The sequence below is a fragment of the Polaromonas sp. P2_G11 genome (genome assembly GCF_056403595.1).
The window spans coordinates 464384-487339 of sequence record NZ_JBFUFE010000005.1 but is presented as its reverse complement, the minus strand read 5'-3'; the positions used below and the strand labels follow the sequence as shown (position 1 = coordinate 487339).

Sequence of the window (22956 nt, the reverse complement as noted above, 5' to 3'; positions counted from 1 at the left end):
TGCAGTCTAGCGCTGTTCGAAAATCCCTGCCGTGACTGTATGTGTAGGAATTCGCCGCGTCCTGGCGTCTGTTCCTAGACCAGAAGCGCCAGTTCCACCTCGTCAAAACCAGCCCGCCGGCGGGCGTCCAGGTTCAGCGGGCCCTTCAGGCGAGGCGCCCCATACTGCCTGGCTAGCACCGGATAGGTCGCCACCGGGTCCAGCCCCCGCTGGGCGCACAGGTGGCGATACCAGTGGTTGCCGATGGCGACGTGGCCGATCTCGTCGGCGAGGATGATGTCCAGGATGTCGACGGCCCGAAGCGCTTCGGGAGAACCGACCTTGCGCAGTTTCGCCTGCATGGGCGGGGTGGCGTCCAGGCCGCGGGCCTCCAGGGTGCGTGGCACCAGCGCCATGCGCGCGAGCACATCGCCTTCGGTTTTGGCGGTCATGTCCCACAGGCCCGTGTGTGCGGGGAAATCGCCGTAGTCGTAACCCATGGCCTGGAGATGGGCGCGCAGCAGGCTGAAATGGTGGGCTTCTTCGGCCGCCACCTGCAGCCAGTCCAGGTAGTAGGCCCGCGGCATGCCGGCAAAACGCCAGATGGCGTCCAGGGCGAGGTTGATCGCGTTGAACTCAATATGGGTGACGGCATGGAGCAGGGCCGCCAATCCTTCGTGAGTGAACGGTGAGCGCTTGGGGACGTCGAGGTGGGACCGCAGTTCCGGCCGTTCCGGGCACCCGGGCAAGCTAGGCACCGCGGGAATCACCAGCTCCGTTGCTATCAAAACAGTAGCTGCTTGCGCGTGTGCCTGTTGGGTCAGGAGCACTTTTTGTTCCGGATTTGTGGCGAGCAGGGCCTGCAGCGCTTGCTGGCGCAGTTCTGCAGGGGCCGGTAGGTCCGTCATGAATCCATTGTCGTTGATACCTCGGGGATGTCTGGATTGGCTGCCGGCGGCTTGTGCTGGATGGCAGGGGGAGGCCTCCTTACAATCAGTACATGGCTGCCGCGCTCTTTCCTGCCTGTGGCCTTTGGCTTTAATTTTGAGTGAGAACGCATGGCTATTTACCAATTGGACAAGCTGACCCCCACCGTTCCTGCATCTGCCTGGGTGGCCGACAACGCCCAGGTGATTGGCGATGTGCGGCTTGGCGAAGACTGCAGCGTCTGGTTTGGCGTGGTGATCCGGGGCGACACCGAAACCATCACGGTAGGCCGGGGTACCAATGTCCAGGACAACAGCGTGCTGCATGCCGACATGGGCGTGCCCCTCACCCTCGGCGAAGACGTCACGGTCGGCCACCAGGTCATGCTGCACGGCTGCACCATCGGCGATGGCTCGCTGATCGGCATCCAGGCGGTGGTGCTCAATCACGCGAAGATCGGCAAGAACTGCCTGGTAGGCGCGGGCTCCGTGGTCACCGAAGGCAAGGAATTCCCGGACGGCTCCCTGATCATCGGCAGCCCCGCCAAGGCGGTGAGGCAGCTTTCCCCCGAGCAGATCGAGGGTTTAAAAATGATCGCGAAGCACTATATAGAGAATGCCCAGCGCTACAAGGCCGGACTCAAGAAAATCGCCTGAACACCCAATGACCAAACCACCAAATACATGCAGAGCGTTAACGTCAGGGCTCCCCTTCAAGCAGGGGCCGCGGAACCGGCTTCGCCGGGCCGCAGGCGCAGCGGCCCCCTCGGGGGGCAGGGAGCTACACGAAGTGAGCGACCGTGGGGGCCTGTTTAATGTCTGAGTTGCATAAATTCATCTTTGAAGGCCTGCCGGTTCGCGGCATGCTGGTCCGCCTGACCGATTCCTGGCAGGAAATCCTCAAACGCAGACAGGCGGCCGGCGGCTACCCGGCCGAGGTCATGCAGCTGCTGGGAGAAATGACCGCCGCAGGTGCGCTGATGCAGAGCAACATCAAGTTCAACGGTGCGCTGATTCTTCAAATCTTCGGCGACGGCCCGGTCAAGCTGGCCGTGGCCGAAGTGCAGCCCGACCTGAGCTTGCGCGCCACCGCCACGGTGACGGGTACGGTCGATGCGGGCAGCTCACTGAGCCAGCTGGTCAACGTAAGCAATCAGGGCCGCTGCGCGATCACGCTGGACCCCAAGGACAAGCTGCCGGGGCAGCAGGCCTACCAGGGTGTGGTGCCGCTTTTTGGCGACCAGCGCGAGAAGATTGAGAACCTGGCGGAAGTGCTTGAGCATTACATGCTGCAAAGTGAGCAGCTCGACACCAAGCTGATTCTTGCAGCCGACGGCAAGGTGGCTACCGGTCTGCTGATCCAGCGGCTGCCGGTCAAAGGCCAGGGGAACCTTGAAGGCCAGATCGACCGGGACGCCAATGAAGACCAGATCGGCGTCAATGAAGACTACAAACGCATTGCCATGCTGGCCGGCACGCTCAAACGCGAAGAGCTTTTAACCCTCGATGCCGACACGATCCTGCGCCGCCTTTTCTGGGAAGAGCAGGTTACCCGGTTTGAACCCGCCACCCCCAGTTTTGCCTGCAGCTGTTCGCGCGACCGTGTGGGCAACATGCTGCGCAGCCTTGGTACAGACGAAATCGAAAGCATCATTTCCGAACGCGGCAAGGTCGCGGTCGGGTGCGAATTTTGCGGCGCACAGTATGAGTTTGACCCGGTGGATGCGGCGCAGCTTTTCACCAGCCAGACCAACCAGCAGCCACCCACGTCCACCGTGCAATAGTTTCGTGGGCCGCGCTGCGGCAGGGCAATGCCTCAAGCGGTTGCTGCAGCGCGCTCCGCCAGCAGGTCGCTGAGCAGGCGGTGCTCACAAGCAGGATCGCTGCACTTTTCGCAGACCCACACCCAGGCCTTCTTGCTTTTTTGGGGGCTTGGTATTGCACCGGGCGTGCTTCGGGTGAAAGCTGGAGCACGGGGCCGCAGGCTTTGCGCGGCCTCCAGCGCCCGGGTAAGGCGCTGCTCCGCGGTCCCGTACATGACGCGATAGGGAATGCCCGCTTGCGACAGGGCTGCACGAATCGATTGGTCGGCGTTGTGTTGAAGGTGCCGGCATTCATCGGCCGTTTTGGCCGCTTGCAATGGCGCTTCTTCCAGTCCCATGAGCAGCGTCAGCCCAAAGCTGGGGAGGTCGGCAGGAAGGGGGGCGGCATCAGTCACGGCTACGGTGGCTTCGTGCCCCGAGATTTTCAGGGCGTTGTCCAGCGCAGCGGCAAGCTGTCTCTTTCCGGTAAGTGGAGCGCCGGTAACGGCAATTTTCAACACGGGCACTTTCGCAGGATGGATGCCAGGGCTTACTTGGTCACCTGCACGAAGATTTCATTCGGCTTGACCATGCCGAGTTCGATCCGGGCTTTTTCTTCGACCATTTCGAGGCCTTCCTTGAGGTCCCGGACTTCTGCAGCGAGCTGGTCATTGGCGGCCTGTGCCTGGGTGTTTTTGGCGAGTTGTTCGGTCAGCCGGTGCTGCATGTCGCGCACGCTGGGAATGCTGCCCCGGCCAATCCAGAGTTGCGCGTGGAATATGGCCAGGAGCGCAATCAGGATGGCGGGAACGAGCCGGTTTCCCATGCCTATGCTTGAGCGTGATGATTAAAGGGCAGGGTTTTTTCGCCGGGCCGCACCAAGAAAAAACGCACCCCCCCGGGGGGCAGCGAAGTACGCGAAGCGACGAGCGTGGGGGCCATTTACCGGAGGTTATAGAAGGCCGCGCGGCCCGGGTAGGTGGCGATGTCACCCAGGTCTTCTTCGATGCGCAGCAACTGGTTGTATTTCGCCATGCGGTCCGAGCGCGAGAGCGAGCCCGTCTTGATCTGGCCGGCATTGGTGCCCACGGCGATGTCGGCAATCGTGGAGTCTTCGGTTTCGCCCGAGCGATGGCTGATGACGGCGGTGTAGCCGGCGCGCTTGGCCATCTCGATGGCGGCAAAGGTTTCGGTCAGGGTGCCGATCTGGTTGATCTTGATCAGGATGGAGTTGGCAATCTGCTTGTCGATGCCTTCTTTGAGGATCTTGGTGTTGGTGACGAACAGGTCGTCGCCGACCAGCTGCACCTTTTTGCCCAGACGCTCGGTCAGGGTCTTCCAGCCGTCCCAGTCGCCTTCGGCCATGCCGTCTTCGATGCTGATGATGGGGTATTTGTCGACCCAGGTGGCCAGGATGTTGGTCCACTCGGTGGCATCCAGGCTCAGGCCTTCCGCGCCCAGGACGTATTTGCCGTCCTTGTAAAACTCCGATGCTGCGCAATCGAGGCCCAGGGCGATTTGTTCACCGGCCACATAACCGGCGGCGTCGATGGCTTCCAGGATCATCTGGATCGCAGCTTCATGGTTGGCCACATTGGGGGCAAAGCCGCCTTCGTCGCCGACGGCCACGCTCATGCCCTTGTCGTGCAGAATTTTCTTGAGGGCATGAAACACTTCAGCACCGTAACGCACGGCTTCGCGAAAGCTGGGCGCGCCGACAGGAATGATCATCAGCTCCTGCAGGTCCAGGTTGTTGTTGGCATGCGCGCCACCATTCACCACGTTCATCATGGGAACAGGCATTTGCATGGCGCCGCTGCCACCGAAATAACGATACAGGGGCAGGCCGGCTTCTTCAGCCGCTGCGCGTGCCACGGCCATGCTGACAGCCAGCGTGGCGTTGGCGCCCAGGCGCGATTTGTTGTCGGTGCCGTCCAGGTCAATCAGTGTGCGGTCCAGGAAGGCCTGTTCGCTGGCGTCCAGGCCCAGCACGGCTTCGGAGATTTCGGTGTTGATGTGTTCGACGGCCTTGAGCACGCCCTTGCCGAGGTAGCGCGACTTGTCGCCGTCGCGCAGCTCAATGGCTTCACGCGAACCGGTGGACGCGCCCGAAGGCACTGCAGCACGGCCCATGACGCCGGACTCCAGCAGCACGTCGCACTCAACGGTAGGGTTGCCACGGCTGTCGAGAATTTCGCGGCCGACGATATCAACAATTGCGCTCATTAGGTTCCTTTTTTTGTAGAGAGGGGATCAGACCGGGGCGGCAACGCCTTCGACCAGGACCATATTGAAAAACTCGGTGGCGCCAGCACGCTTGGCACGTGCGGCGCGGTACATTTCGTCGTCATAAAAGGCCTTGGCCTTCTCGTAGCTGGGAAAGCGCAGCATGGCGACGCGTGCAGGTTGCCAGGTGCCTTCCAGCGCCTCAAACTTACCACCGCGTACCAGGTATTCACCCCCAGCGGCTGCAACTGCGGCGGGCGCGGCCGCCATGTACTGCTTGTACTGCTCGGGGTCGGTGATCTTCATGTCGACAATGATGTAGGCGAATGTCATGGCTTGTGTAGGCTTGCGGGATGGATCGCTGGCTCAGGCGCTGAAGTTGTTTTCGAGGAAGCCGTTTTTCTTGGTGACACGATCCAGCTCGAGCAGTGTTTCCAGCAGCGCCTTCATGTGCTTGAGCGGTACGGCATTGGGGCCGTCGCACAAGGCCTTGGCCGGGTCTGGATGGGTTTCCATGAACAGGCCAGAGACGCCGACGGCCACTGCGGCACGCGCCAGCACCGGCACCATCTCGCGTACGCCGCCGCTGCTGGTGCCCTGGCCGCCGGGCAGCTGCACCGAGTGGGTCGCGTCAAATACGACCGGCGCGTTGGTCTCCCGCATGATGGCCAGGCTGCGCATGTCGCTGACCAGATTGTTGTAGCCAAAGCTGGCGCCGCGTTCGCAGGCCATGAAGTTGTCTTCCGGCAGACCGGCTGCCTTGACGGCCGCGCGCGCCTTGGTGATGACGTTCTTCATGTCGCCCGGGGCCATGAATTGGCCCTTCTTGATATTGACCGGCAGGCCGGACAGTGCGACGGCGTGGATGAAGTCGGTCTGGCGGCACAGCAGGGCCGGTGTTTGCAGCACATCGACGACTTTGGCGACCTGGGCGATCTGGTCTTCGGAATGGATGTCGGTCAGCACCGGCACGCGAATTTCCTTTTTGACCTTGGCCAGAATCTCCAGTCCTTTTTCCGTGCCCAGTCCACGAAAGGCCGTCTCGCTGGTGCGATTGGCCTTGTCGAAACTGCTTTTGAAGATGAAGGGAATGCCCAGCGAGGAAGTAATTTCCTTGAGCGTGCCGGCAGTGTCCATCTGCAACTGCTCGGACTCCACCACGCAGGGGCCGGCGATGAGGAAAAAAGGTTGGTTCAGACCAATGTCGAATCCGCAGAGTTTCATGGTCAGGCTACCGCCTTGAGAGGCTTGGCGGCCGCTTTCGGGTCCTGGCCTGCCGTGGTGCGCTGTTGGAGTACGGCCGCGATATAGGCATTGAACAGCGGGTGGCCATCCCAGGGCGTGGACTTGAACTCGGGGTGGAACTGCACGCCGACAAACCAGGGGTGGACGTCTTGCGGCAATTCGACGATCTCGGTGAGTTGCTCGCGCTGCGTCAGCGCGGAAATGACCAGGCCCGACGCACGCAGGGCATCAAGGTAGTTGACGTTGGCTTCATAGCGGTGGCGATGGCGCTCCGTCACCACGTCACCATAAATCTTGTGGGCCAGTGTGCCGGCTGCGACGTCCGAGCTTTGCGCACCCAGGCGCATCGTGCCGCCCAGGTCGGATTTGGCATTGCGTGTCTTGATGGTGCCGTCGGCGTCTTTCCACTCGGTGATGAGCGCGATCACCGGGTGCGGGGTAGCGGGGTCGAACTCGGTGCTGTTGGCGTCCTTGAGTCCTGCCACGTGGCGCGCGAATTCGATGGTCGCTACCTGCATGCCCAGGCAGATACCGAGATAGGGCATCTTGTGCTCACGGGCAAAACGGGCCGCGCAAATCTTGCCTTCAACGCCGCGAACGCCGAAGCCGCCGGGCACCAGAATTCCGTCAAAGCGTGCCAGGCGCGAGACATTGTCCTGCGTGATGGTTTCGGAGTCGACATATTCGATGACCACCTTGGCGTGGTTTTTCATGCCGGCGTGGCGCAGGGCTTCGTTGAGAGACTTGTAGCTGTCGGAGAGGTCCACATATTTGCCGACCATGGCGATGTGAACTTCGGTCTGGGGGTGCTCGGTCTCATAGACCAGGTCGTCCCAGCGCTTGAGGTTGGCCGGTGGCGTGTTCAGGCGCAGCTTGTCGCAGATCAGGCCGTCCAGGCCCTGTTCGTGCAGCATGCGGGGCACTTTGTAAATGGTGTCGACGTCCCACATCGAGATCACGCCCCATTCGGGAACGTTGGAGAACAGCGAGATTTTTTCGCGCTCTTCGTTGGGAATTCGGCGGTCGGCACGACAGAGCAGCACGTCGGCCTGGATGCCGATTTCACGCAATTGTTTGGCAGTGTGCTGGGTCGGCTTGGTTTTGAGTTCGCCGGCGGCAGCGATCCAGGGGACGTAGCTCAGGTGCACGAAGGCGGTGTTGTTGGCGCCCAGGCGCAGGCTCATCTGGCGCACGGCTTCCAGGAAGGGCAGGGACTCGATGTCGCCGACGGTGCCGCCGATTTCGACGATGGCCACGTCGACCGCATCAGCCGTTTCGTAGCCGGCGCCGCGCTTGACGAATTCCTGGATTTCGTTGGTGACGTGCGGGATGACCTGCACGGTCTTGCCCAGGTAGTCGCCGCGGCGTTCTTTTTCAAGCACGCTTTTGTAGATCTGGCCGGTGGTGAAGTTGTTGGCCTTGCGCATGCGCGTTTCGATGAAACGCTCATAGTGGCCGAGATCCAGGTCGGTCTCTGCGCCATCGTCGGTCACAAAAACTTCGCCATGCTGGAAGGGCGACATGGTGCCCGGATCCACATTCAGGTAGGGATCGAGCTTGATTAAAGTGACTTTGAGGCCTCGCGATTCGAGGATCGCAGCTAAGGAGGCTGAGGCGATTCCCTTGCCCAGGGAAGACACCACACCGCCGGTGACGAAGACAAATTTGGTCATGTCAGGTACGAACCGCAAGTTCGTAGAGGTGGTAAACGGAGATTATACGGGTTGCCCGCCGGGTTACCTCTTGCAGGGGATACTGAATTTCAGCCCACAGCTGTTCGGGCTTGCACGGTGGCTCGCAGCCCACGTAAGGCTGGCCGGTGTTGACCAAGCAAGCCGGGGCCGCGGAACCGGCTTAGCCGGGCCGCAGGCGCAGCGGCCCCCTCGGGGGGCAGCGCATTACACGAAGCGAAAAGCGTGGGGGCCTTTCCTCCAACTGAGATACATTGCGGAACATGACGAATCAAGTGAATCCCATGGGAAGCGGCCCGGACGGCAATGAAGCCCTGGACCTGGCCGGCAGACACATCGTGCTGGGCCTGTCGGGTGGCATTGCCTGCTACAAGGCAGCTGAACTGTGCCGGGCGCTGATCAAGGCGGGTGCCACGGTGCAGGTGGTCATGACCGAAGCTGCCGAGCAGTTCATCACGCCCGTCACCATGCAGGCCCTGAGCGGACGGCCGGTCTACAGCAGCCAGTGGGACAGCCGTGAAGCGAACAACATGGCGCACATCAACCTGTCGCGTGAATCCGATGCGATCCTGGTTGCGCCCATGAGCGCCGATTTCATGGCCAAGCTGCTTCATGGGCGTGCCGACGACCTGCTGAGCCTGATGTGCCTGGCCCGGCCCATCGACAAGGTCCCGCTGCTGGTGGCCCCGGCCATGAACCGTGAGATGTACGCGCACCCCGCCACGCAACGCAACTTTATTCAACTGGATGCTGATGGTGCCACGGTACTGGGTGTGGGCAGCGGTTTCCAGGCTTGCGGCGAGACCGGCGACGGACGCATGCTGGAGCCAGAGCAGATCCTCGAAGACCTGATTGCCTTCTTTGCGCCCAAGGTGCTGGCTGGGCAGCATGTGCTGGTCACGGCCGGCCCGACCTATGAGGCCATAGACCCTGTGCGCGGCGTCACCAACCTGTCGAGCGGGAAAATGGGTTTTGCCATTGCGCGGGCTGCGCACGAAGCGGGGGCTGAGGTCACCCTTGTTGCGGGTCCGGTCGGGCTGCCCACGCCACGCGGGGTCACTCGCGTTGACGTCAAATCTGCACAAAATATGCTTGAAGCCGTTACAGGACGTGCGCAAGCAGCTACTATTTTTATAGCAACGGCGGCCGTCGCCGACTGGCGGCCGGCAGCGCCTTCAACGCAGAAGATCAAGAAAGACGGCTCCGGCCAGACGCCGCAGCTGGTGTTTACCGAAAATACGGACATCCTGGCCACTGTCGCGCAGTCGCCTGCAGCCCAGGCCGGCCAGCTGTTTTGCGTGGGCTTTGCGGCTGAAAGTCATGATCTGGCTGACAACGCAGAAGCCAAGCGCCTGCGCAAAAAAGTGCCGCTGCTGGTCGGCAACATTGGCCCGGATACCTTCGGGCAGGACCACAATGCTTTGCTGCTGGTGGATGCGCAAGGCAGCACCGCGCTACCCAGGGCTTCCAAGCTCTCACTGGCGCGCCAGCTGGTGGCCGAGATCGCGACCCGGATGGCGGCGCCGCCGTCCAACGGGAAAGCGACCGCACCATGAACCTTCCCTCGAACACACCGCCAGACGGCGATTTTGTCAGCTATGTGGAACGCCTGACAAAAGCGAACGCGCCGGCCAGCCATGAAGACCAGCCGAGGCCGCAGGAAAAGATTTCGTTTCGCACGCCGTCTCCGGCAAGCCCCGCAACGCCTGCTGCCAAACCCGCGACAATCGCCGGCTCCGGCGCCGCTTTTATCGCTCACATCAAATGGGTTGTCATCCTGTGGATCGCCACGCAGGTGCTGTCCGAGGTGGTGCCCGGCGCGGGCTTCCTGTTTCTGCCCGCGCTGCTGGTTTACGGGGCGTGGGCAATCTTTCAGGCCAACCGTCACTCATCCGGCGCGCTGGTCCAGCGCCTGCGCGAGCTGGCGCGGCAAATGGCCGAAGAAGCCCAGAAAAATCAACCACCCAGGAAAAAATAGTTCATGCACATCGACGTCAAGATCCTCGACCCGCGCCTTCAAAACAACCTTCCCGCCTATGCAACACCCGGCAGTGCCGGCCTCGATTTGCGTGCCTGCCTGGACTCCCCGCTCACGCTGGCCGCCAACGCCTGGCAACTGGTACCGACCGGCATTGCGATCTACCTGCACAACCCCGGCTATGCCGCGCTCATCCTGCCGCGTTCGGGGCTGGGCCACAAGCACGGCATCGTGCTGGGCAATCTGGTTGGCCTGATTGACAGTGACTATCAGGGGCAGCTGATGGTCAGCGCCTGGAATCGCAGCGACGTGCCATTCACCATCGAGCCGATGGAGCGGATTGCGCAGCTGATGATCGTGCCCGTGGTGCAGGCGCAGTTCAATGTGGTGGCGGAATTTCCCGCCAGTGAGCGTGGCGAAGGCGGGTACGGCTCCACGGGCAAAGCCTGAACGGCTGGCGGGCAAAAGGCGTCAGGGAGGGTGTTTTCCTACAACCCCTGCGACACGGCTCCCACGCCGCGACAGCTCTAATCCCCACCTTGTATTTGCTGCGGCGTGCCCTTAATGGGTCATGGGAGTCTCCGCGCTCCTGGTATCGGCTTCTCGCTAGCGTGAAGCCGATGACAGGGGCCGGGAAGCTCATGAACTTATTAACAGGAGAGACTCATGCAAAACACATTCCGCTTTATTTCCTCGGCTTCTGCCGTGCTGGCACTGGTGGGCTTGGCCGCTTGCGCGCCCATGAGCCCGAGCGGCGATTCGTCCTATCCGGCCACCACTTCAACCTATCCTGCTTCTTCGTCCTACCCTGCCAATCAGCAAAATAACTATGTAGAGTATGGGCGGGTCATCAATGTGGAAGCCATCCAGACTACGGAAAAAGGCCGCGGCTCTGGCGTGGGTGCTGTGCTGGGCGGTGTGGCGGGTGCTGTGGTGGGTCACCAGATCGGTGGCGGCAGCGGCAAGGATGCGGCAACCGTGGTGGGTGCGGTGGGCGGTGCGGTGGCCGGTAACGCCATTGAAAAGAACCGCAACGCGACCATTCGTGAGAGCTATCGCGTCTCCGTGCAACTGGACAATGGCAGCTCACGCGCCTACGACGTGCCCAGCTACGGCAACCTTCGCGTGGGAGACCGCGTAAAGATTGAAAACGGCCAGATCAACCGGATCATGTAACGCTGCGGTTCATCCGCCTTTAAAGAGCCGGCTACTCCCGCAGGGGATGGTCGGCTTTTTTTACGTCCGGAATCACACCTGTCTCAGTGCAGCGTGCCACTTCCCGGCGTGATCGGCTCAAGTTTAAAAAAACCGGTGCCAAGTGATCCCTGGCCGATTTCCTCTTCGCTGGCTTCGCGCACGGCTTCAACCTTGAGGTTCAACCGGATGGCAATGCCCGCAAGGGGATGGTTGCCGTCGAGCACGACGTGATCGGGATAGATCTCGGTCACGGTGTAAATATGATCATGAGGTGCTTGCCCGGTGCTTCCTGGCGGAAGGGCCATGCCGTCGAAGGTCATGCCTTCTTCCAGTTCGGCGGGAAAAATCTTGCGGGGTTCGAGGAAAACCAGGTTCTCGTCGTAGTCACCGAAGGCATTTTCTGGCTCAAGGTGCAGCTCGAGCTTCTCTCCGGCTTCATGGCCTTGCAGTGCCTCTTCGATCTTGGCGAGGAGGTCATCGCCGCCGAGCAAAAACTCGATGGGTTCGTCCAGCTCGTCCAGCACATCGCCCAGAGTGTCTTTCAGCGTCCATGTCAGGGCTACGACGCATTGCGGGGTGATTTTCATCCGACAATTGTCCCATGGATGTAAATCAATCTCTAGAGCTCCTCGCCGGCCTGAGCCCGGCGCAATTCATGCGCCGGCACTGGCAAAAAAAGCCGCTTCTCATCCGCCAGGCGCTGCCGGGGCTGCAGCCTGTGCTCAGCCGCGCAGCACTGTTCAGGCTCGCGTCGCGTGAGCAAGTCGAGTCCCGGCTGATTGTCCAGCAGCCCAAGGGATGGCGGATGAAACAGGGGCCTTTTGCCGCGCGAAGCCTCCCGCCGCTGAGCCAGAAAGCCTGGACCTTGCTGGTGCAGGGGGTGGATCTGCATGACGCCGGCGCGCATGCGCTTTTGCAGAAGTTCCGTTTTGTGCCTGATGCCCGGCTCGACGACCTGATGATTTCGTTTGCTACGCCCGGCGGCGGCGTTGGGCCGCACTTTGACAGCTATGACGTGTTCCTGTTGCAGGCCAGCGGCCGGCGGAGATGGAAGATCGGGCGGCAGAATGACCTGACGCTGCAGGAAGATGTGCCGCTGAAAATCCTACGGAATTTTGTTCCTGAGGAAGAGTTTGTACTGGAGGCGGGCGACATGCTCTACCTGCCTCCGCGCTATGCCCACGACGGCATTGCCGAGGCGTCGCTGCAGGCCGATGGAAAACCTGCAGATTGCATGACATATTCCATCGGATTCAGGTCGCCTGCACAGGGAGAACTGGCCGCGGAACTGCTGCATCGCCTGGCCGAGTTCACTGAGGACGAGCGCCATGAGGGCGATGAATCTGCCGCGGAAGAAATCGGCCGCAAGGCACGGCCCCGCCTGTACCGCGATGCGGGGCAGGCCGCAACCGCAACACCGGCTGCCATGCCGTCAGAGCTTACGGCCTTCGCCGGCCAGGCCGTTCTGGACGCGTTGAAAGATCCCCTGGCCGTGGCTTGCGCCCTGGGTGAATACATGACCGAACCCAAGCCCTCGGTATGGTTCGATGAGGTGGAGTGCGAGTGGAACGCCGATGCGGCGCGGCAGGGGAGTGCCGGCGTGCATCTCGACACACGCACGCGGATGATGTATGACAGCGACCATGTGTTTATCAATGGCGAGAGCTATCGCGCCAAAGGTGCCGATGCTGCCCTGATGCACCGCCTGGCCGACCAGCGCAGCCTGGCCCCCCGGGAGCTGCGCAAGGCTGGCGCATCGGCCATCGCGCTGCTGGGCGACTGGCACGACGCGGGCTGGCTGCGGCAGACGCTGCCTGCGGAAGACGACTGACCTGCTTGCCAAACAGCCTGGAGACGTTTTATGGATACGGAAAAAACCAGTTCTGCCCTGCCGCCTGCCTTGCTGGAAGGCCGGTTTACTGGCCGCAGCGATTTCACGGAGTTGATCAGGCAGTCGCTTTCAGCGGCAGCCGCACAGGGTTGGCGCGAAATCATTGTGTGCGATCCCGATTTCGAAGACTGGCCCCTGGGAGAACGTGCAGTCGTTCAGGCGCTGAATGATTGGTCCATGACGGGCCGGAAATTCACGATGCTGGCCAAAAACTACGATGAAGTGGTCAGGCGGCACGCCCGGTTCGTCACCTGGCGGCGTACCTGGGCGCACATTGTGGAATGCCGCGCCAATACGTCGGGCGCGGCGGACGATATGCCCAGCGCCTTGCTCGGCCCCGGCTGGGTCTTTGAGCGGCTGGATGTGCAGCGCTGCACTGGCATTGCCGGCTCTGAGGTTGCCAGGCGGGTGGCGTTGAGGGAGCGGATCAATGAGCGTTTGCTGAAAAGTTCGCCGTCGTTCCCCGCCACCACGCTGGGGCTTTAAGGCGGGCATTTGTGCGTCTGAGGGCGCTAAGGGCCTGTAAAGGCTGGCTTAGGGTTTTCCGGCTTGCGTTCCCATTTGTAATATCCGGCATATAATTTAAAGCTGGGTAGAAAGAGCTCGAGTCCTTTCCCCGGTCAAAAATAACTTGAATTCCGGTTTGGGTTTTCTTTTGGCAATTTCCGGAAATTGTTTTCTTAAATATCATCAAGGATCGTAAAAATGAACAAGTCACTCGTTTTGGCAGCTATCGTTGCCGCTGTTGCTCTGGCTGCTTGCGGCAAGAAAGAAGAAGCTCCAGCACCGGCACCAGTTGCTGCACCAGCTCCAGCTCCAGCCCCTGCTGCTGACGCATCGGCTCCTGCCGCTGCTGCATCCGCTCCGGCTGCTGCCGCCTCGGCACCTGCTGCTGACGCCGCTGCCGCTGCAGCCGCTGCTACGGCCGCTCCAGCCAGCGCTGCGAAGTAATTCTTCAGCGAGTCGAAAAAAGCCGCCGCGAGGCGGCTTTTTTATGGACGCTTGTTTGCCGCGATGGACGGCATGCACCCGCATTGCAGGGCCCACGACCCTTCCTCAGATATGGATCCAGCGTGTGCCGACGTCGGGCCTGGCCACAATGATGTCTTCCGCGTCCCAACCCACGGCTGCGGCCATCAGGTTTTGCACCAGCTCCGGCCGGTTGTTTTGCGCGCTGAGATGGGCTGCCACCAGGTAGCGTAGCCCCTGATGCATGACGCCGCGGGCGACATCCGCTGCGGCCGTATTGGAAAGATGCCCAAATTGGCCGCCCACCCGCCGCTTCAGGAATGCGGGATAGGACGATTGGGCCAGCATGTCGGAATCGTGGTTGCACTCCAGCATCAGGGCGTCGCAGCCCCCAAGGTTTTCCAGTACATGCGAAGTGGCATGACCGAGATCAGTGAGGATGCCCAGCTTTGCCGATCCGTCGGTACAGCTCAGTTGCAGGGGTTCCCGGGCATCGTGGGGCACCGTAAAAGGCGTCAGCTGCATGCCGCCGAGGTCAATGGCTTTACCGTCGCGCGCCTTGTGCAGCAACCCGTCAAAATCCGGTGCCCCTATGCCTGCGTGGGTGCCATGGCTCATCCAGACCGGGATCCGGTAGCGAAGCGACAGTGACCGGGCGCAACCGACGTGGTCACCGTGCTCATGGGTGATGAACACGGCGTGAATGTCTTCGGGTTGCAGGCCCGCCTCACCGAGCCTGTAGAGCAGGTGCTTGAGCCCTAGCCCGCAGTCGACAAGAACGCGAAGCGGCGTGATTCCTGACGCTTCAACCAGTGTGGCATTGCCTGAACTGCCACTGCCCAGACTTTTGAACCTCAACACACCGGTATGGAATCGTCAGTCGGGATGAACAGGGTCACGAACCGGGATTTATCGCAGATCGTCGGCAATCACCTGGATGATGCGCTGGGCATTGGCCGATGCTTCAGGGGCGCCCTGGGCATTGAGGACCGATACCGTGGTGCTTTCACCCTGGCTCTTGACGGCGATACGGTACTTCAACGGCGGCACGGCGGCTGGCGAGCCGCTGAACAGCTTGCTGAAGAAACCGGGCTCGGTTTTGTTCACGATGGGCTCGACGTAGCGCACGAAGTAGGTTCCCTGGCTGCGGTCGCGATCTTCAACCGTGAAGCCGGTGCGGTCCAGTGCCAGGCCGACGCGGCGCCATGCACGTTCAAAGCCTTCGTCGATCTGCACGACGGGCTGGCTGTTGACAGTGGCGATCCGCGAGGTCTGTTTGTCTGCACCGGCGGCCACCAGGGCCTTCGATTGCTCTTGCGTGACACCCAGCTTGACCATCAGGCGCCGCAGGAATTCGGCTTCCAGCTCCGGGTCGGCAGGGCGCGGTTGCCACATGGTGCTGTCGCCGCCGGTTTGGCCGGCTTTGACGCCGGTCAACACCTCGACCATGCCGCGGTGGCTGACATAGATTTCCGTGCCGCCATCAGGACGGCGCTCCAGCCGTGTGCGGAACTTGTCGCGTTCACCGGTGGAGTAAAGGCTGTCGAATACTTTGCCGATGGTGTTGCGGATGAAATCCTGCGGGAGCTTGGCGCGGTTTTCAGCGTAATCGGTTTCCATGATGCCGAGGTTTTCCTGGTCCTGGGACAGCAGGAAGCCGCTCTCCAGCCAGAAATCACGCACGGGCGTCCAGAGCTTGTCTGCGGGCCGGTTCACCACCAGCCAGCGCTGGCTTCCCGCGCGCTCGATGCGAACGTCGCCCACGGTCACAGCGGCTGTCTGCACGGCCTGGGTTGGCTGGCCTACCTGGTAGCTGCTGGCGGACACCGCGGTGCCGGGCACCACATAACGGGTTTCGCGGCTCAGTTGTGTGAGGTCGGGAGGGATCGCCAGGGAAGGGGCTTTGGCGCCGCTGCTTTTGTAGTCGACGCGTTCGCCTTCCATCACATCCCTGATGGAGGAGCAGCCGGCGAGCAGACCGAGGGCAACCAGTGCAGACACGGTGGCGGCGCTCCGGGCTTTGGAAAATGCAGGATGTGTTGGCAATATCTTCACTTGGGTTCCCTTAAAAATCAGATCAGGCAAATCAGACCAGGCCGCAGATGCGCAGGGCGCTTTCCACGGCGGCTTCGTTCGATGTTTCCAGCGGCGTCATCGGCAGGCGCAATGTGCCGCCGCAAAGGCCCATCCGGGCCATGGCCCACTTGACGGGAATCGGGTTGGCTTCGACAAACAGGTTTCGATGCAGCGGCAGCAATTTAAGTTGCAGCTCCATGGCGCGGCGGGCATCGCCGGCCACGGCGGCCACGCACAGCTCGTGCATGAGGCGAGGCGCGACGTTGGCCGTCACGCTGACATTGCCCTGGCCGCCGCAAAGCATCAGCGCCACGGCGGTCGGGTCGTCGCCTGAATACACGGCAAAGCCCTTGGGCACTTCCTTGATCAGCCACTGGGCGCGCTCGATGTTGCCGGTGGCTTCCTTGATGCCGACAATGCCGGGCACCTGGGCCAGGCGCAGCACGGTGGCATGCGCCATATCGGCGACGGTGCGGCCGGGCACGTTGTAAAGCACGGTGGGGAGGTCGCCAACCGCTTCCGCAATCGCCTTGAAGTGCCGGTACTGGCCTTCCTGGGTGGGCTTGTTGTAATAGGGAACGACCTGCAGCTGGCAGTCCGCGCCGACGCCTTTGGCAAATTTGGCCAATTCGATGGCTTCGGCGGTTGAGTTGGCGCCGCAGCCGGCCATGATAGGCACGCGCTTTTTGGCTTGCTCCACCGACACCCGGATGATTTCGCAATGTTCTTCGACATTGACGGTTGGGGATTCGCCGGTGGTGCCGACCACGCCGATGCAGTCGGTCCCTTCGGCAATGTGCCAGTCAACCAGCTTGCGCAGGGTGGGGTAATCTACGCTGCCGTCTTCGTGCAAGGGCGTTGCCAGTGCAACGATGCTGCCAGTAATGGGTTTCATGCTCTGCTTGTAAACGTTCGCGGCCATGCAGGTATCTGGGGTGTTCCGGCCTGAACAGCTTCAAGCCGGCCCCGGAAAAGGCCAATCCTGCATTCTACCCAGAGCCTAGGTCAGTCTATAGCGGGGTGGAGCCCCCTCCGCGGTATGAAGGGGGGCGGATAAACCCGCAGTGGTGGCTGATTCGCGGACGGCGGCGATGCGCTGGACAAATCGTGGCGGACGCTCCTCAAAACCCTCCTCGAAGGCCACCACTCTCAAGCCCTGGCAGACCTGCAGCAATTCACCGGGACGCAGCAAAAAGTCGGGGCGCGAGGGTTTGCCCACCGTTTCATTGCCCTGCGTAAAAGTTTCGTAAATCAGCACGCCACCCGGCGCCAGACTGGCCAGCAGCGCGGGCAGGAGCGGGCGCCACAGGTAATTGGTGACGATGACGGCCTCAAACTGTCGTCCTTCAAAGGGCCAGGGACCCTCCTCAATGTCGGCCACCACGGCTTCAACGGTTTGGGCGGGGCGTGTGGGAAGAGCTGATGCTATGAATTCGATAGCTGCTTGCGCACGGTCTACAAGGGTCAGAGGATGTTCTTTCTCATAAAACCAGCGCGCGTGGCGGCCATGGCCGCAGGCCACGTCCAGCACCATGCCACCCTGGGGCACCAGGTGCGACCAGCGCTGCACCCAGGCGGAGGGTGGTTCCGTGCCATGCGCATTGTTTTCCATCAGTAGGGTCTTACGTCATCTTTGAGCGCGGCGAGCGCCATCGCCTCGACCCGGCCCGGCGCGATCAGCTTGAGCCAGCGGCCCAGCTTGCCCTTGGCCGTCATGACCACCTCGCGTTCCCGGCGCTCCATGCCCTCAAGGATGAGCCGCGCGCATTCCTCGACACTCATGGCGTCGTCTTCTTTCAGGCCGCTGGCACCTGCCGCCACGCCGGCCGCGTTGAAGCCACGGTGGCGGATGCGGGTGGCGACCACGCCCGGGTAGGCCGTCGTTACGCTGACACCGGCCGTTTTAAGCTCGGCCCGCAATGCCTCGAAGAAGCCCGTCATGGCGAATTTGGTGGCGCTGTAGGCGGTGCGGCCGGGCACGCCGATCAGGCCTGCCAGGCTGGAGACCGCCACGATGCTGCCGTGGCGCACTTTTAAATACGGCAGTGCGGCATGGGTGCACCAGACGCTGCCCCAGAGGTTGATGCGCATCAACTGTTCGTACCAGGCCAGGTCCTGGGCCTTGACGTCTTCAAAAAGGGCTTGCGCCGACATGCCTGCGTTGTTGATCAAGGCATCGATTTGCCCGAACCGGCCGATGGCGGCGGCCACCAGCTGGCGGCATTGGTCCTCTTGCGACACATCGGTCTTGACGGCCAGGGTCAGTGCCCCGTGGGCAACGCATTGGCCCGCAACCTCATTGAGCAGTGCTTCATTGCGCGCGGCCAGCACCAGCGCCATGCCGGCGCCGTGGGTTTTGGCCAATTGCCGCGCCATTTCAGCGCCTATGCCGTCCGAAGCTCCGGTAATTACTATTGTTTTCATAGCTGCTTGCGCCCGTCCTGATTGGGCCGCAGCCCAAAACACACATAAAACCCCCAGGCAGGGCCTTGCGCTAGAAGCAGGCCCAGACCTGGTTGGCGAGTGTGAACAGGAAATCCGGCCGTGTGTAGAGGGCAAACACCCCCAGCGACGCGATGATCGCAAGCGTCCACAGGCCGATTCTTTTGGCCACGTCAGGCCCCTTGGGGCACGGCCGCGCGTGCAATCGGTGATTCACGAACCGGCAGGTTCACCAGCGCGGCAAACACGCCCAATGCAATCGCGATGTACCAGACGATGTCGTAGCTGCCCGTGCGGTCATATAAATAGCCGCCCAGCCAGACGCCCAGGAAGGAGCCGATCTGGTGGCTGAAGAAGATAAAGCCACCCAGCATCGACAAGTGCTGGATGCCGAAGATCTGCGCCACGACGGCATTGGTCGGCGGGATGGTCGACAGCCATAGCAGGCCCATCAGGCTGGCAAAGATGTAGACGCTCAAGGGGCTGAGCGGTGCCGCCAGGAACACGGCGATCACGATGGCGCGCGAGAGATAAATCGTCGCCAGGATCTTGCGCTTGGCAATTTTCTGGCCCAGCGAGCCCGCAATGTATGTGCCGAACACATTAAAGAGGCCGATCAGCGCCAGCGCGTAACTTGCGACTTGGGGCGACAGGCCCTTGTCCTTGAGGTAGCTGGGCATGTGGACGCCGATGAACACCACCTGGAAGCCGCAGACAAAGTAGCCCGCCATCAGCAATTGAAAGCTCGGGTACTTGAAAGCCTCGCGCAGCGCCTGAAGGATAGTCTGCTCGCGTTTGGCAGGCTGCCCGCCGGTGAAACCGCCTTCGCGCAGGCCCAATGCCAGCGGCGCAATCAGCAGCACGGCGCCGCTCAGCACCAGTAAAGCCTCTTTCCAGCCCAGGCTGCTGATCAGGAAACCTTCGGTCGGCACCATCAGGAACTGGCCGAATGAGCCCGCCGCCGCGGCCACGCCCATGGCCCACGAGCGTTTATCGGCCGAAATATTGCGCCCGATCACGCCATAAATCACGGCATACGTGGTTCCGGCCTGCGCGGCACCAATCAGCACGCCGGCTGTCAGGGTGAACAGGAAACCGGTGGGCGACAGCGCCATGCCCACCAGGCCCAGCCCGTACAGCAGGGCACCGCCCACGATCACGCGGAAGGCGCCAAAGCGGTCAGCCGCCATGCCGGCAAAAATGCCGAACACCCCCCAGGACAGGTTTTGCACCGCCAGCGCAAAGGCAAAAGTCTCGCGCGTCCAGCCCTGCGCCTGCGTGATGGGCTGCAGCCAGAGGCCAAAACCGTGGCGAATGCCCATGGACAGCGTGACGATGGTGGCGCCGCAGATCAGCACCTGCAGCATGGAGAGTTTTTTGGTTTCGGTGGTCATGGGCGAGTCGCCGCGAGTGGCGAAAAAAAGGAAAGGCCTGAGGCGGCCGGAAGGCTCTTTGCCGACTGTAACGAAAATGGCGGAACACTGCCCGGGCCGCACTTCGTTCCCTGTCTCAAATCAGGTTGGCTGTATATTTATACAGTGACTTTGCCGGCCCCGACTACAATTGCGGCAATTCTTTCATCTGCCATGGCTGACAAACTACCCACCGAATATTCCGAAGGCTCGATCCGCGTGCTCAAGGGCCTGGAGCCCGTCAAGCAACGGCCGGGCATGTATACGCGCACCGACAACCCCCTGCACATCATCCAGGAAGTGCTGGACAACTCCGCCGACGAGGCCCTGGCCGGCTACGGCAAGAAGATCAAGGTCACGCTGCACACCGACGGCTCGGTGAGCGTCGACGACGACGGCCGAGGCGTTCCTTTCGGCCTGCACCCTGAAGAAAAGGTACCGGTCATCGAGATCGTCTATACCCGGCTGCACGCGGGCGGCAAATTTGACAAAGGCAAGGGAGGCGCCTACAGCTTCTCGGGTGGCTTGCACGGCGTCGGCGTGAGCGTGACCAATGCACTGTCCAAGCGGCTGGAAGTCACCTCTTACCGTGAAGGCATGGTCGCCCACCTGGTGTTCTCGGGCGGTGACGTCATTGAAAAGCTGCACCTGCGCAAAAACGGCGATGGAGACCGCAAGACGGGTACCACCGTCCGCGCCTGGCCCGATTCCAAATACTTTGAATCGGCCGCGCTGCCCATGGCCGAGCTCACGCACCTGCTGCGCAGCAAGGCGGTGCTGATGCCCGGCGTCACGGTAACGCTGACCAACGAGAAAACCAAAGATACCCAAACCTGGCTCTACAAGGGCGGCCTGCGCGATTACCTGATGCAGACGCTAACCGGCGACCCGGTGATCCCGATGTTTGAGGGCGAAGGTTTTGCCGACGCTTCGCACGAGAGTTTTGCCGAAGGCGAGGGCGCGCAGTGGTGCGTGGCCTTCACCGAAGAGGGGCAGCCGGTGCGCGAAAGCTACGTCAACCTGATTCCCACCAGCGCCGGCGGCACGCACGAAAGCGGCCTGCGCGACGGCCTCTTCAATGCCGTCAAGAGCTTTGTCGACCTGCATTCGCTGCTGCCCAAGGGGGTCAAGCTCTTGCCGGAAGACGTTTTTGCCCGCGCCAGCTATGTCCTGAGCGCCAAGGTGCTCGATCCACAGTTCCAGGGCCAGATCAAGGAACGCCTCAATTCACGCGACGCGGTACGGCTGGTGTCCAGCTTTGTGCGGCCCACGCTGGAGCTTTGGCTTAACCAGCACGTCGATTACGGCCGCAAACTGGCCGAACTGGCCATCAAGGCCGCCCAAACCCGGCAGAAAGCCGGCCAGAAGGTCGAAAAACGCAAGGGCTCCGGTGTGGCCGTGCTGCCCGGCAAGCTGACCGACTGCGAAAGCCGGGATTTGGCGCACAACGAAGTCTTCCTGGTCGAGGGTGATTCGGCCGGCGGCAGCGCCAAGATGGGCCGCGACAAGGAAAGCCAGGCCATCCTGCCGCTGCGCGGCAAGGTGCTCAATACCTGGGAGGTCGAGCGCGACCGCCTGTTTGCCAACACCGAAATCCACGACATCGCGGTCGCCATCGGGGTCGACCCGCACGGCCCGAACGATACGCCGGACCTCTCTGGCCTGCGCTACGGCAAGGTTTGCATCCTGAGCGACGCCGATGTGGACGGCTCGCATATCCAGGTGCTGCTTTTGACCCTCTTTTTCCGCCACTTCCCCAAATTGATCGAATCAGGTAATGTCTATGTGGCCCGGCCGCCGCTGTACCGGGTGGATGCGCCGGCGCGGGGCAAAAAGCCGGCTTCAAAGGTGTACGCCCTTGATGAAGGCGAACTGACCGCCATATTGGACAAGTTGCGCAAGGATGGCGTGAAGGAAGGCGCCTGGAGCATCAGCCGCTTCAAGGGCCTGGGCGAGATGAGCGCGGAACAATTGTGGGAAACCACACTCAATCCTGACACCCGCCGCCTGTTGCCCGTGCAACTGGGCAACCAGGATTTTCTGCAGACCGAGACGCTCATCACCAAGCTGATGGGCAAAGGCGAGGCCGCAGCGCGCCGCGAACTGATGGAGTTGCACGGTGACGCCGTGGAAATAGATATTTGATGAATTCTTTTTTGAAATTGCCGTCAACCTTGCCGCGCTTTGCACGCCTGTTGCGTGCGCCGGCATTGCCCTTGCTCGTTCTGGGGCTGGCGGCGCTGTTCGCGGGGCCCGCCCGGGCTGACATCTGGGGTTACGTCGATAAAGAAGGCATTGCGCATTTCTCGGCTGTACGGCTCGATGAGCGTTATGAGCTTTTTTTCCGCGGCGCAGAAAGCTTTAGTGCAGGCAACAGCGTTGCCAAAAGCGGCAAGGCGGTTGGCAATGGCGCCAATCAGGCCACCGGCGTGGCCAATGCGCCGCCCAAGCTGCTGGCCTACTTTGATGTGTCGCCCAACTACAAGGCCGTCAAGCACTTGCTGCGCGAGGCTTCTGCCAAGCACGGCATCGACTACGAGCTGCTGCAGGCACTGATCGCCACCGAATCCGGATTCAACGCCCAGGCCGTTTCGCCCAAGGGTGCGGTCGGGCTGATGCAGCTGATCCCGCCGACAGCGGAGCGCTATGGCGTGCGGGCCACCAAGGATTCCACCATCCACAAAAGGCTCACCGATCCCAAGACCAACATCCGGGCCGGCTCCAGCTACCTCAGTGACCTGATTGCCATGTTTCCCGGCCAGCTCGAATTGGCCATCGCTGCGTACAACGCCGGCGAAGGCGCCGTTCAGCGTGCCGGCAACAAGATTCCGAACTATCCTGAAACCAAAAACTACGTCAAGACCGTGATGCAGCTCTATAACCACCTCAAGCCACCCAGCATGGCGTCCGGCGGCCGCGTTCGCATGGAAATGATGGGCGGGGCCACCGGCCGCGGCAACATGGTGTCACCCACGGTGGTGTCCACCGCCACGCCAGAGGCCTTGCCCGAGCCGTACTGAGGTCACAATGCGCCTTGTGTCCTGCCCGGCAGCCTGATAGACAGCTTTTCTTTTTGTAACCCTGTGGCGGCCGCACCCGCGTGTGCCGGCATGCCTCACGCC

25 protein-coding genes are annotated in these 22956 nt (G+C 61.7%); 11 read left to right on the top strand and 14 right to left on the bottom strand.

The window, feature by feature from the left end; genetic code table 11:
• Positions 1–74: 74 nt before the first annotated feature.
• Positions 75–887 carry a ferritin-like domain-containing protein gene (locus AC1DWQ_RS19705; protein WP_477671130.1) on the bottom strand — a complete coding sequence of 271 codons (813 nt, stop codon included), beginning with the start codon at positions 885–887 and terminating at the stop codon, positions 75–77.
• Positions 888–1037: 150 nt separating this feature from the next.
• Here AC1DWQ_RS19705 and AC1DWQ_RS19700 point away from each other — a divergent pair, with 150 nt between their 5' ends.
• Together AC1DWQ_RS19700 and hslO are read left to right on the top strand one after the other, a co-directional pair.
• Positions 1038–1562, top strand: a complete 525-nt coding sequence (locus AC1DWQ_RS19700; protein WP_457278945.1) for a gamma carbonic anhydrase family protein — start codon at positions 1038–1040, stop codon at positions 1560–1562.
• A gap of 158 nt (positions 1563–1720) precedes the next feature.
• Positions 1721–2689: an Hsp33 family molecular chaperone HslO gene (gene hslO / locus AC1DWQ_RS19695; protein ID WP_477646843.1), complete on the top strand. Its 969-nt coding sequence runs from the start codon at positions 1721–1723 to the stop codon at positions 2687–2689.
• A 32-nt stretch (positions 2690–2721) separates the two neighbouring features.
• Here hslO and AC1DWQ_RS19690 read toward each other — a convergent pair whose 3' ends face one another.
• From AC1DWQ_RS19690 to AC1DWQ_RS19665, 6 genes are all read right to left on the bottom strand, one after another.
• A complete protein-coding gene (locus AC1DWQ_RS19690) occupies positions 2722–3228 on the bottom strand; it encodes a hypothetical protein (protein ID WP_477671129.1) in 507 nt (168 codons plus the stop codon).
• A gap of 29 nt (positions 3229–3257) precedes the next feature.
• Complete coding sequence (locus AC1DWQ_RS19685; RefSeq protein WP_477671128.1) at positions 3258–3533, bottom strand: septum formation initiator family protein; 276 nt, start codon at positions 3531–3533, stop codon at positions 3258–3260.
• A 116-nt stretch (positions 3534–3649) separates the two neighbouring features.
• The gene (gene eno / locus AC1DWQ_RS19680) at positions 3650–4933 is read right to left on the bottom strand and encodes a phosphopyruvate hydratase (protein ID WP_477671127.1); all 1284 of its coding nucleotides are present in this window, start codon (positions 4931–4933) and stop codon (positions 3650–3652) included.
• A 27-nt stretch (positions 4934–4960) separates the two neighbouring features.
• Positions 4961–5266, bottom strand: a complete 306-nt coding sequence (locus AC1DWQ_RS19675) for a DUF1330 domain-containing protein (RefSeq protein ID WP_457278940.1) — start codon at positions 5264–5266, stop codon at positions 4961–4963.
• 33 nt (positions 5267–5299) lie between these two features.
• Complete coding sequence (kdsA, locus tag AC1DWQ_RS19670; protein WP_477671126.1) at positions 5300–6157, bottom strand: 3-deoxy-8-phosphooctulonate synthase; 858 nt, start codon at positions 6155–6157, stop codon at positions 5300–5302.
• Between the two features lie 2 nt (positions 6158–6159).
• Entirely contained in the window at positions 6160–7851 is a 1692-nt protein-coding gene (locus AC1DWQ_RS19665; RefSeq protein ID WP_477671125.1) for a CTP synthase, read from the bottom strand.
• A 281-nt stretch (positions 7852–8132) separates the two neighbouring features.
• Here AC1DWQ_RS19665 and coaBC point away from each other — a divergent pair, with 281 nt between their 5' ends.
• The 4 genes from coaBC (at position 8133) to AC1DWQ_RS19645 (ending at position 11023) form a co-directional block, all read left to right on the top strand.
• Positions 8133–9425, top strand: a complete 1293-nt coding sequence (gene coaBC, locus AC1DWQ_RS19660; RefSeq protein ID WP_477671124.1) for a bifunctional phosphopantothenoylcysteine decarboxylase/phosphopantothenate--cysteine ligase CoaBC — start codon at positions 8133–8135, stop codon at positions 9423–9425.
• Positions 9422–9847 carry a hypothetical protein gene (locus AC1DWQ_RS19655; protein ID WP_477671123.1) on the top strand — a complete coding sequence of 142 codons (426 nt, stop codon included), beginning with the start codon at positions 9422–9424 and terminating at the stop codon, positions 9845–9847. The genes coaBC and AC1DWQ_RS19655 overlap by 4 nt, the downstream gene beginning before the upstream one ends.
• 3 nt (positions 9848–9850) lie before the next feature.
• A complete protein-coding gene (gene dut / locus AC1DWQ_RS19650) occupies positions 9851–10297 on the top strand; it encodes a dUTP diphosphatase (RefSeq protein WP_477671122.1) in 447 nt (148 codons plus the stop codon).
• Positions 10298–10513: 216 nt separating this feature from the next.
• Positions 10514–11023 (top strand): outer membrane lipoprotein, encoded by a 510-nt coding sequence (locus tag AC1DWQ_RS19645; protein WP_477671121.1) that lies wholly within the window; start codon positions 10514–10516, stop codon positions 11021–11023.
• 83 nt (positions 11024–11106) lie between these two features.
• On the opposite strand, the gene AC1DWQ_RS19640 is transcribed toward AC1DWQ_RS19645, so the two are convergent.
• Complete coding sequence (locus tag AC1DWQ_RS19640; protein WP_477671120.1) at positions 11107–11631, bottom strand: FKBP-type peptidyl-prolyl cis-trans isomerase; 525 nt, start codon at positions 11629–11631, stop codon at positions 11107–11109.
• A gap of 14 nt (positions 11632–11645) precedes the next feature.
• On the opposite strand from AC1DWQ_RS19640, the gene AC1DWQ_RS19635 reads away from it, so the two are divergent.
• From AC1DWQ_RS19635 to AC1DWQ_RS19625, 3 genes are all read left to right on the top strand, one after another.
• On the top strand, positions 11646–12875 hold the full coding sequence (locus AC1DWQ_RS19635; protein WP_477671119.1) for a JmjC domain-containing protein: 1230 nt from the start codon (positions 11646–11648) through the stop codon (positions 12873–12875).
• A 30-nt stretch (positions 12876–12905) separates the two neighbouring features.
• The gene (locus tag AC1DWQ_RS19630; RefSeq protein ID WP_477671118.1) at positions 12906–13421 is read left to right on the top strand and encodes a hypothetical protein; all 516 of its coding nucleotides are present in this window, start codon (positions 12906–12908) and stop codon (positions 13419–13421) included.
• A 219-nt stretch (positions 13422–13640) separates the two neighbouring features.
• Positions 13641–13886, top strand: a complete 246-nt coding sequence (locus AC1DWQ_RS19625) for a hypothetical protein (RefSeq protein ID WP_477671117.1) — start codon at positions 13641–13643, stop codon at positions 13884–13886.
• A gap of 105 nt (positions 13887–13991) precedes the next feature.
• Here AC1DWQ_RS19625 and AC1DWQ_RS19620 read toward each other — a convergent pair whose 3' ends face one another.
• From AC1DWQ_RS19620 to AC1DWQ_RS19595, 6 genes are all read right to left on the bottom strand, one after another.
• Positions 13992–14765 (bottom strand): MBL fold metallo-hydrolase, encoded by a 774-nt coding sequence (locus AC1DWQ_RS19620; RefSeq protein ID WP_477671116.1) that lies wholly within the window; start codon positions 14763–14765, stop codon positions 13992–13994.
• Positions 14766–14813: 48 nt separating this feature from the next.
• Positions 14814–15959, bottom strand: a complete 1146-nt coding sequence (gene bamC, locus AC1DWQ_RS19615; RefSeq protein ID WP_477671115.1) for an outer membrane protein assembly factor BamC — start codon at positions 15957–15959, stop codon at positions 14814–14816.
• A 31-nt stretch (positions 15960–15990) separates the two neighbouring features.
• Positions 15991–16875, bottom strand: coding sequence for a 4-hydroxy-tetrahydrodipicolinate synthase (dapA, locus tag AC1DWQ_RS19610; protein ID WP_457278927.1), 885 nt, complete (start codon positions 16873–16875; stop codon positions 15991–15993).
• Positions 16876–16980: 105 nt separating this feature from the next.
• Positions 16981–17592, bottom strand: a complete 612-nt coding sequence (locus tag AC1DWQ_RS19605) for a class I SAM-dependent methyltransferase (protein ID WP_477671114.1) — start codon at positions 17590–17592, stop codon at positions 16981–16983.
• A complete protein-coding gene (locus AC1DWQ_RS19600; protein WP_477671113.1) occupies positions 17592–18404 on the bottom strand; it encodes an SDR family oxidoreductase in 813 nt (270 codons plus the stop codon). The genes AC1DWQ_RS19605 and AC1DWQ_RS19600 overlap by 1 nt, the downstream gene beginning before the upstream one ends.
• Positions 18405–18595: 191 nt before the next feature.
• Positions 18596–19816 (bottom strand): MFS transporter, encoded by a 1221-nt coding sequence (locus tag AC1DWQ_RS19595; RefSeq protein WP_477671112.1) that lies wholly within the window; start codon positions 19814–19816, stop codon positions 18596–18598.
• Positions 19817–20008: 192 nt separating this feature from the next.
• Between AC1DWQ_RS19595 and AC1DWQ_RS19590 the strand changes: the two genes are divergently transcribed.
• Both AC1DWQ_RS19590 and AC1DWQ_RS19585 read left to right on the top strand, forming a co-directional pair.
• Positions 20009–21979, top strand: a complete 1971-nt coding sequence (locus AC1DWQ_RS19590; protein WP_477671111.1) for a DNA topoisomerase IV subunit B — start codon at positions 20009–20011, stop codon at positions 21977–21979.
• Entirely contained in the window at positions 21979–22854 is an 876-nt protein-coding gene (locus tag AC1DWQ_RS19585) for a lytic transglycosylase domain-containing protein (protein WP_477671110.1), read from the top strand. The genes AC1DWQ_RS19590 and AC1DWQ_RS19585 overlap by 1 nt, the downstream gene beginning before the upstream one ends.
• Positions 22855–22956 lie beyond the last annotated feature (102 nt).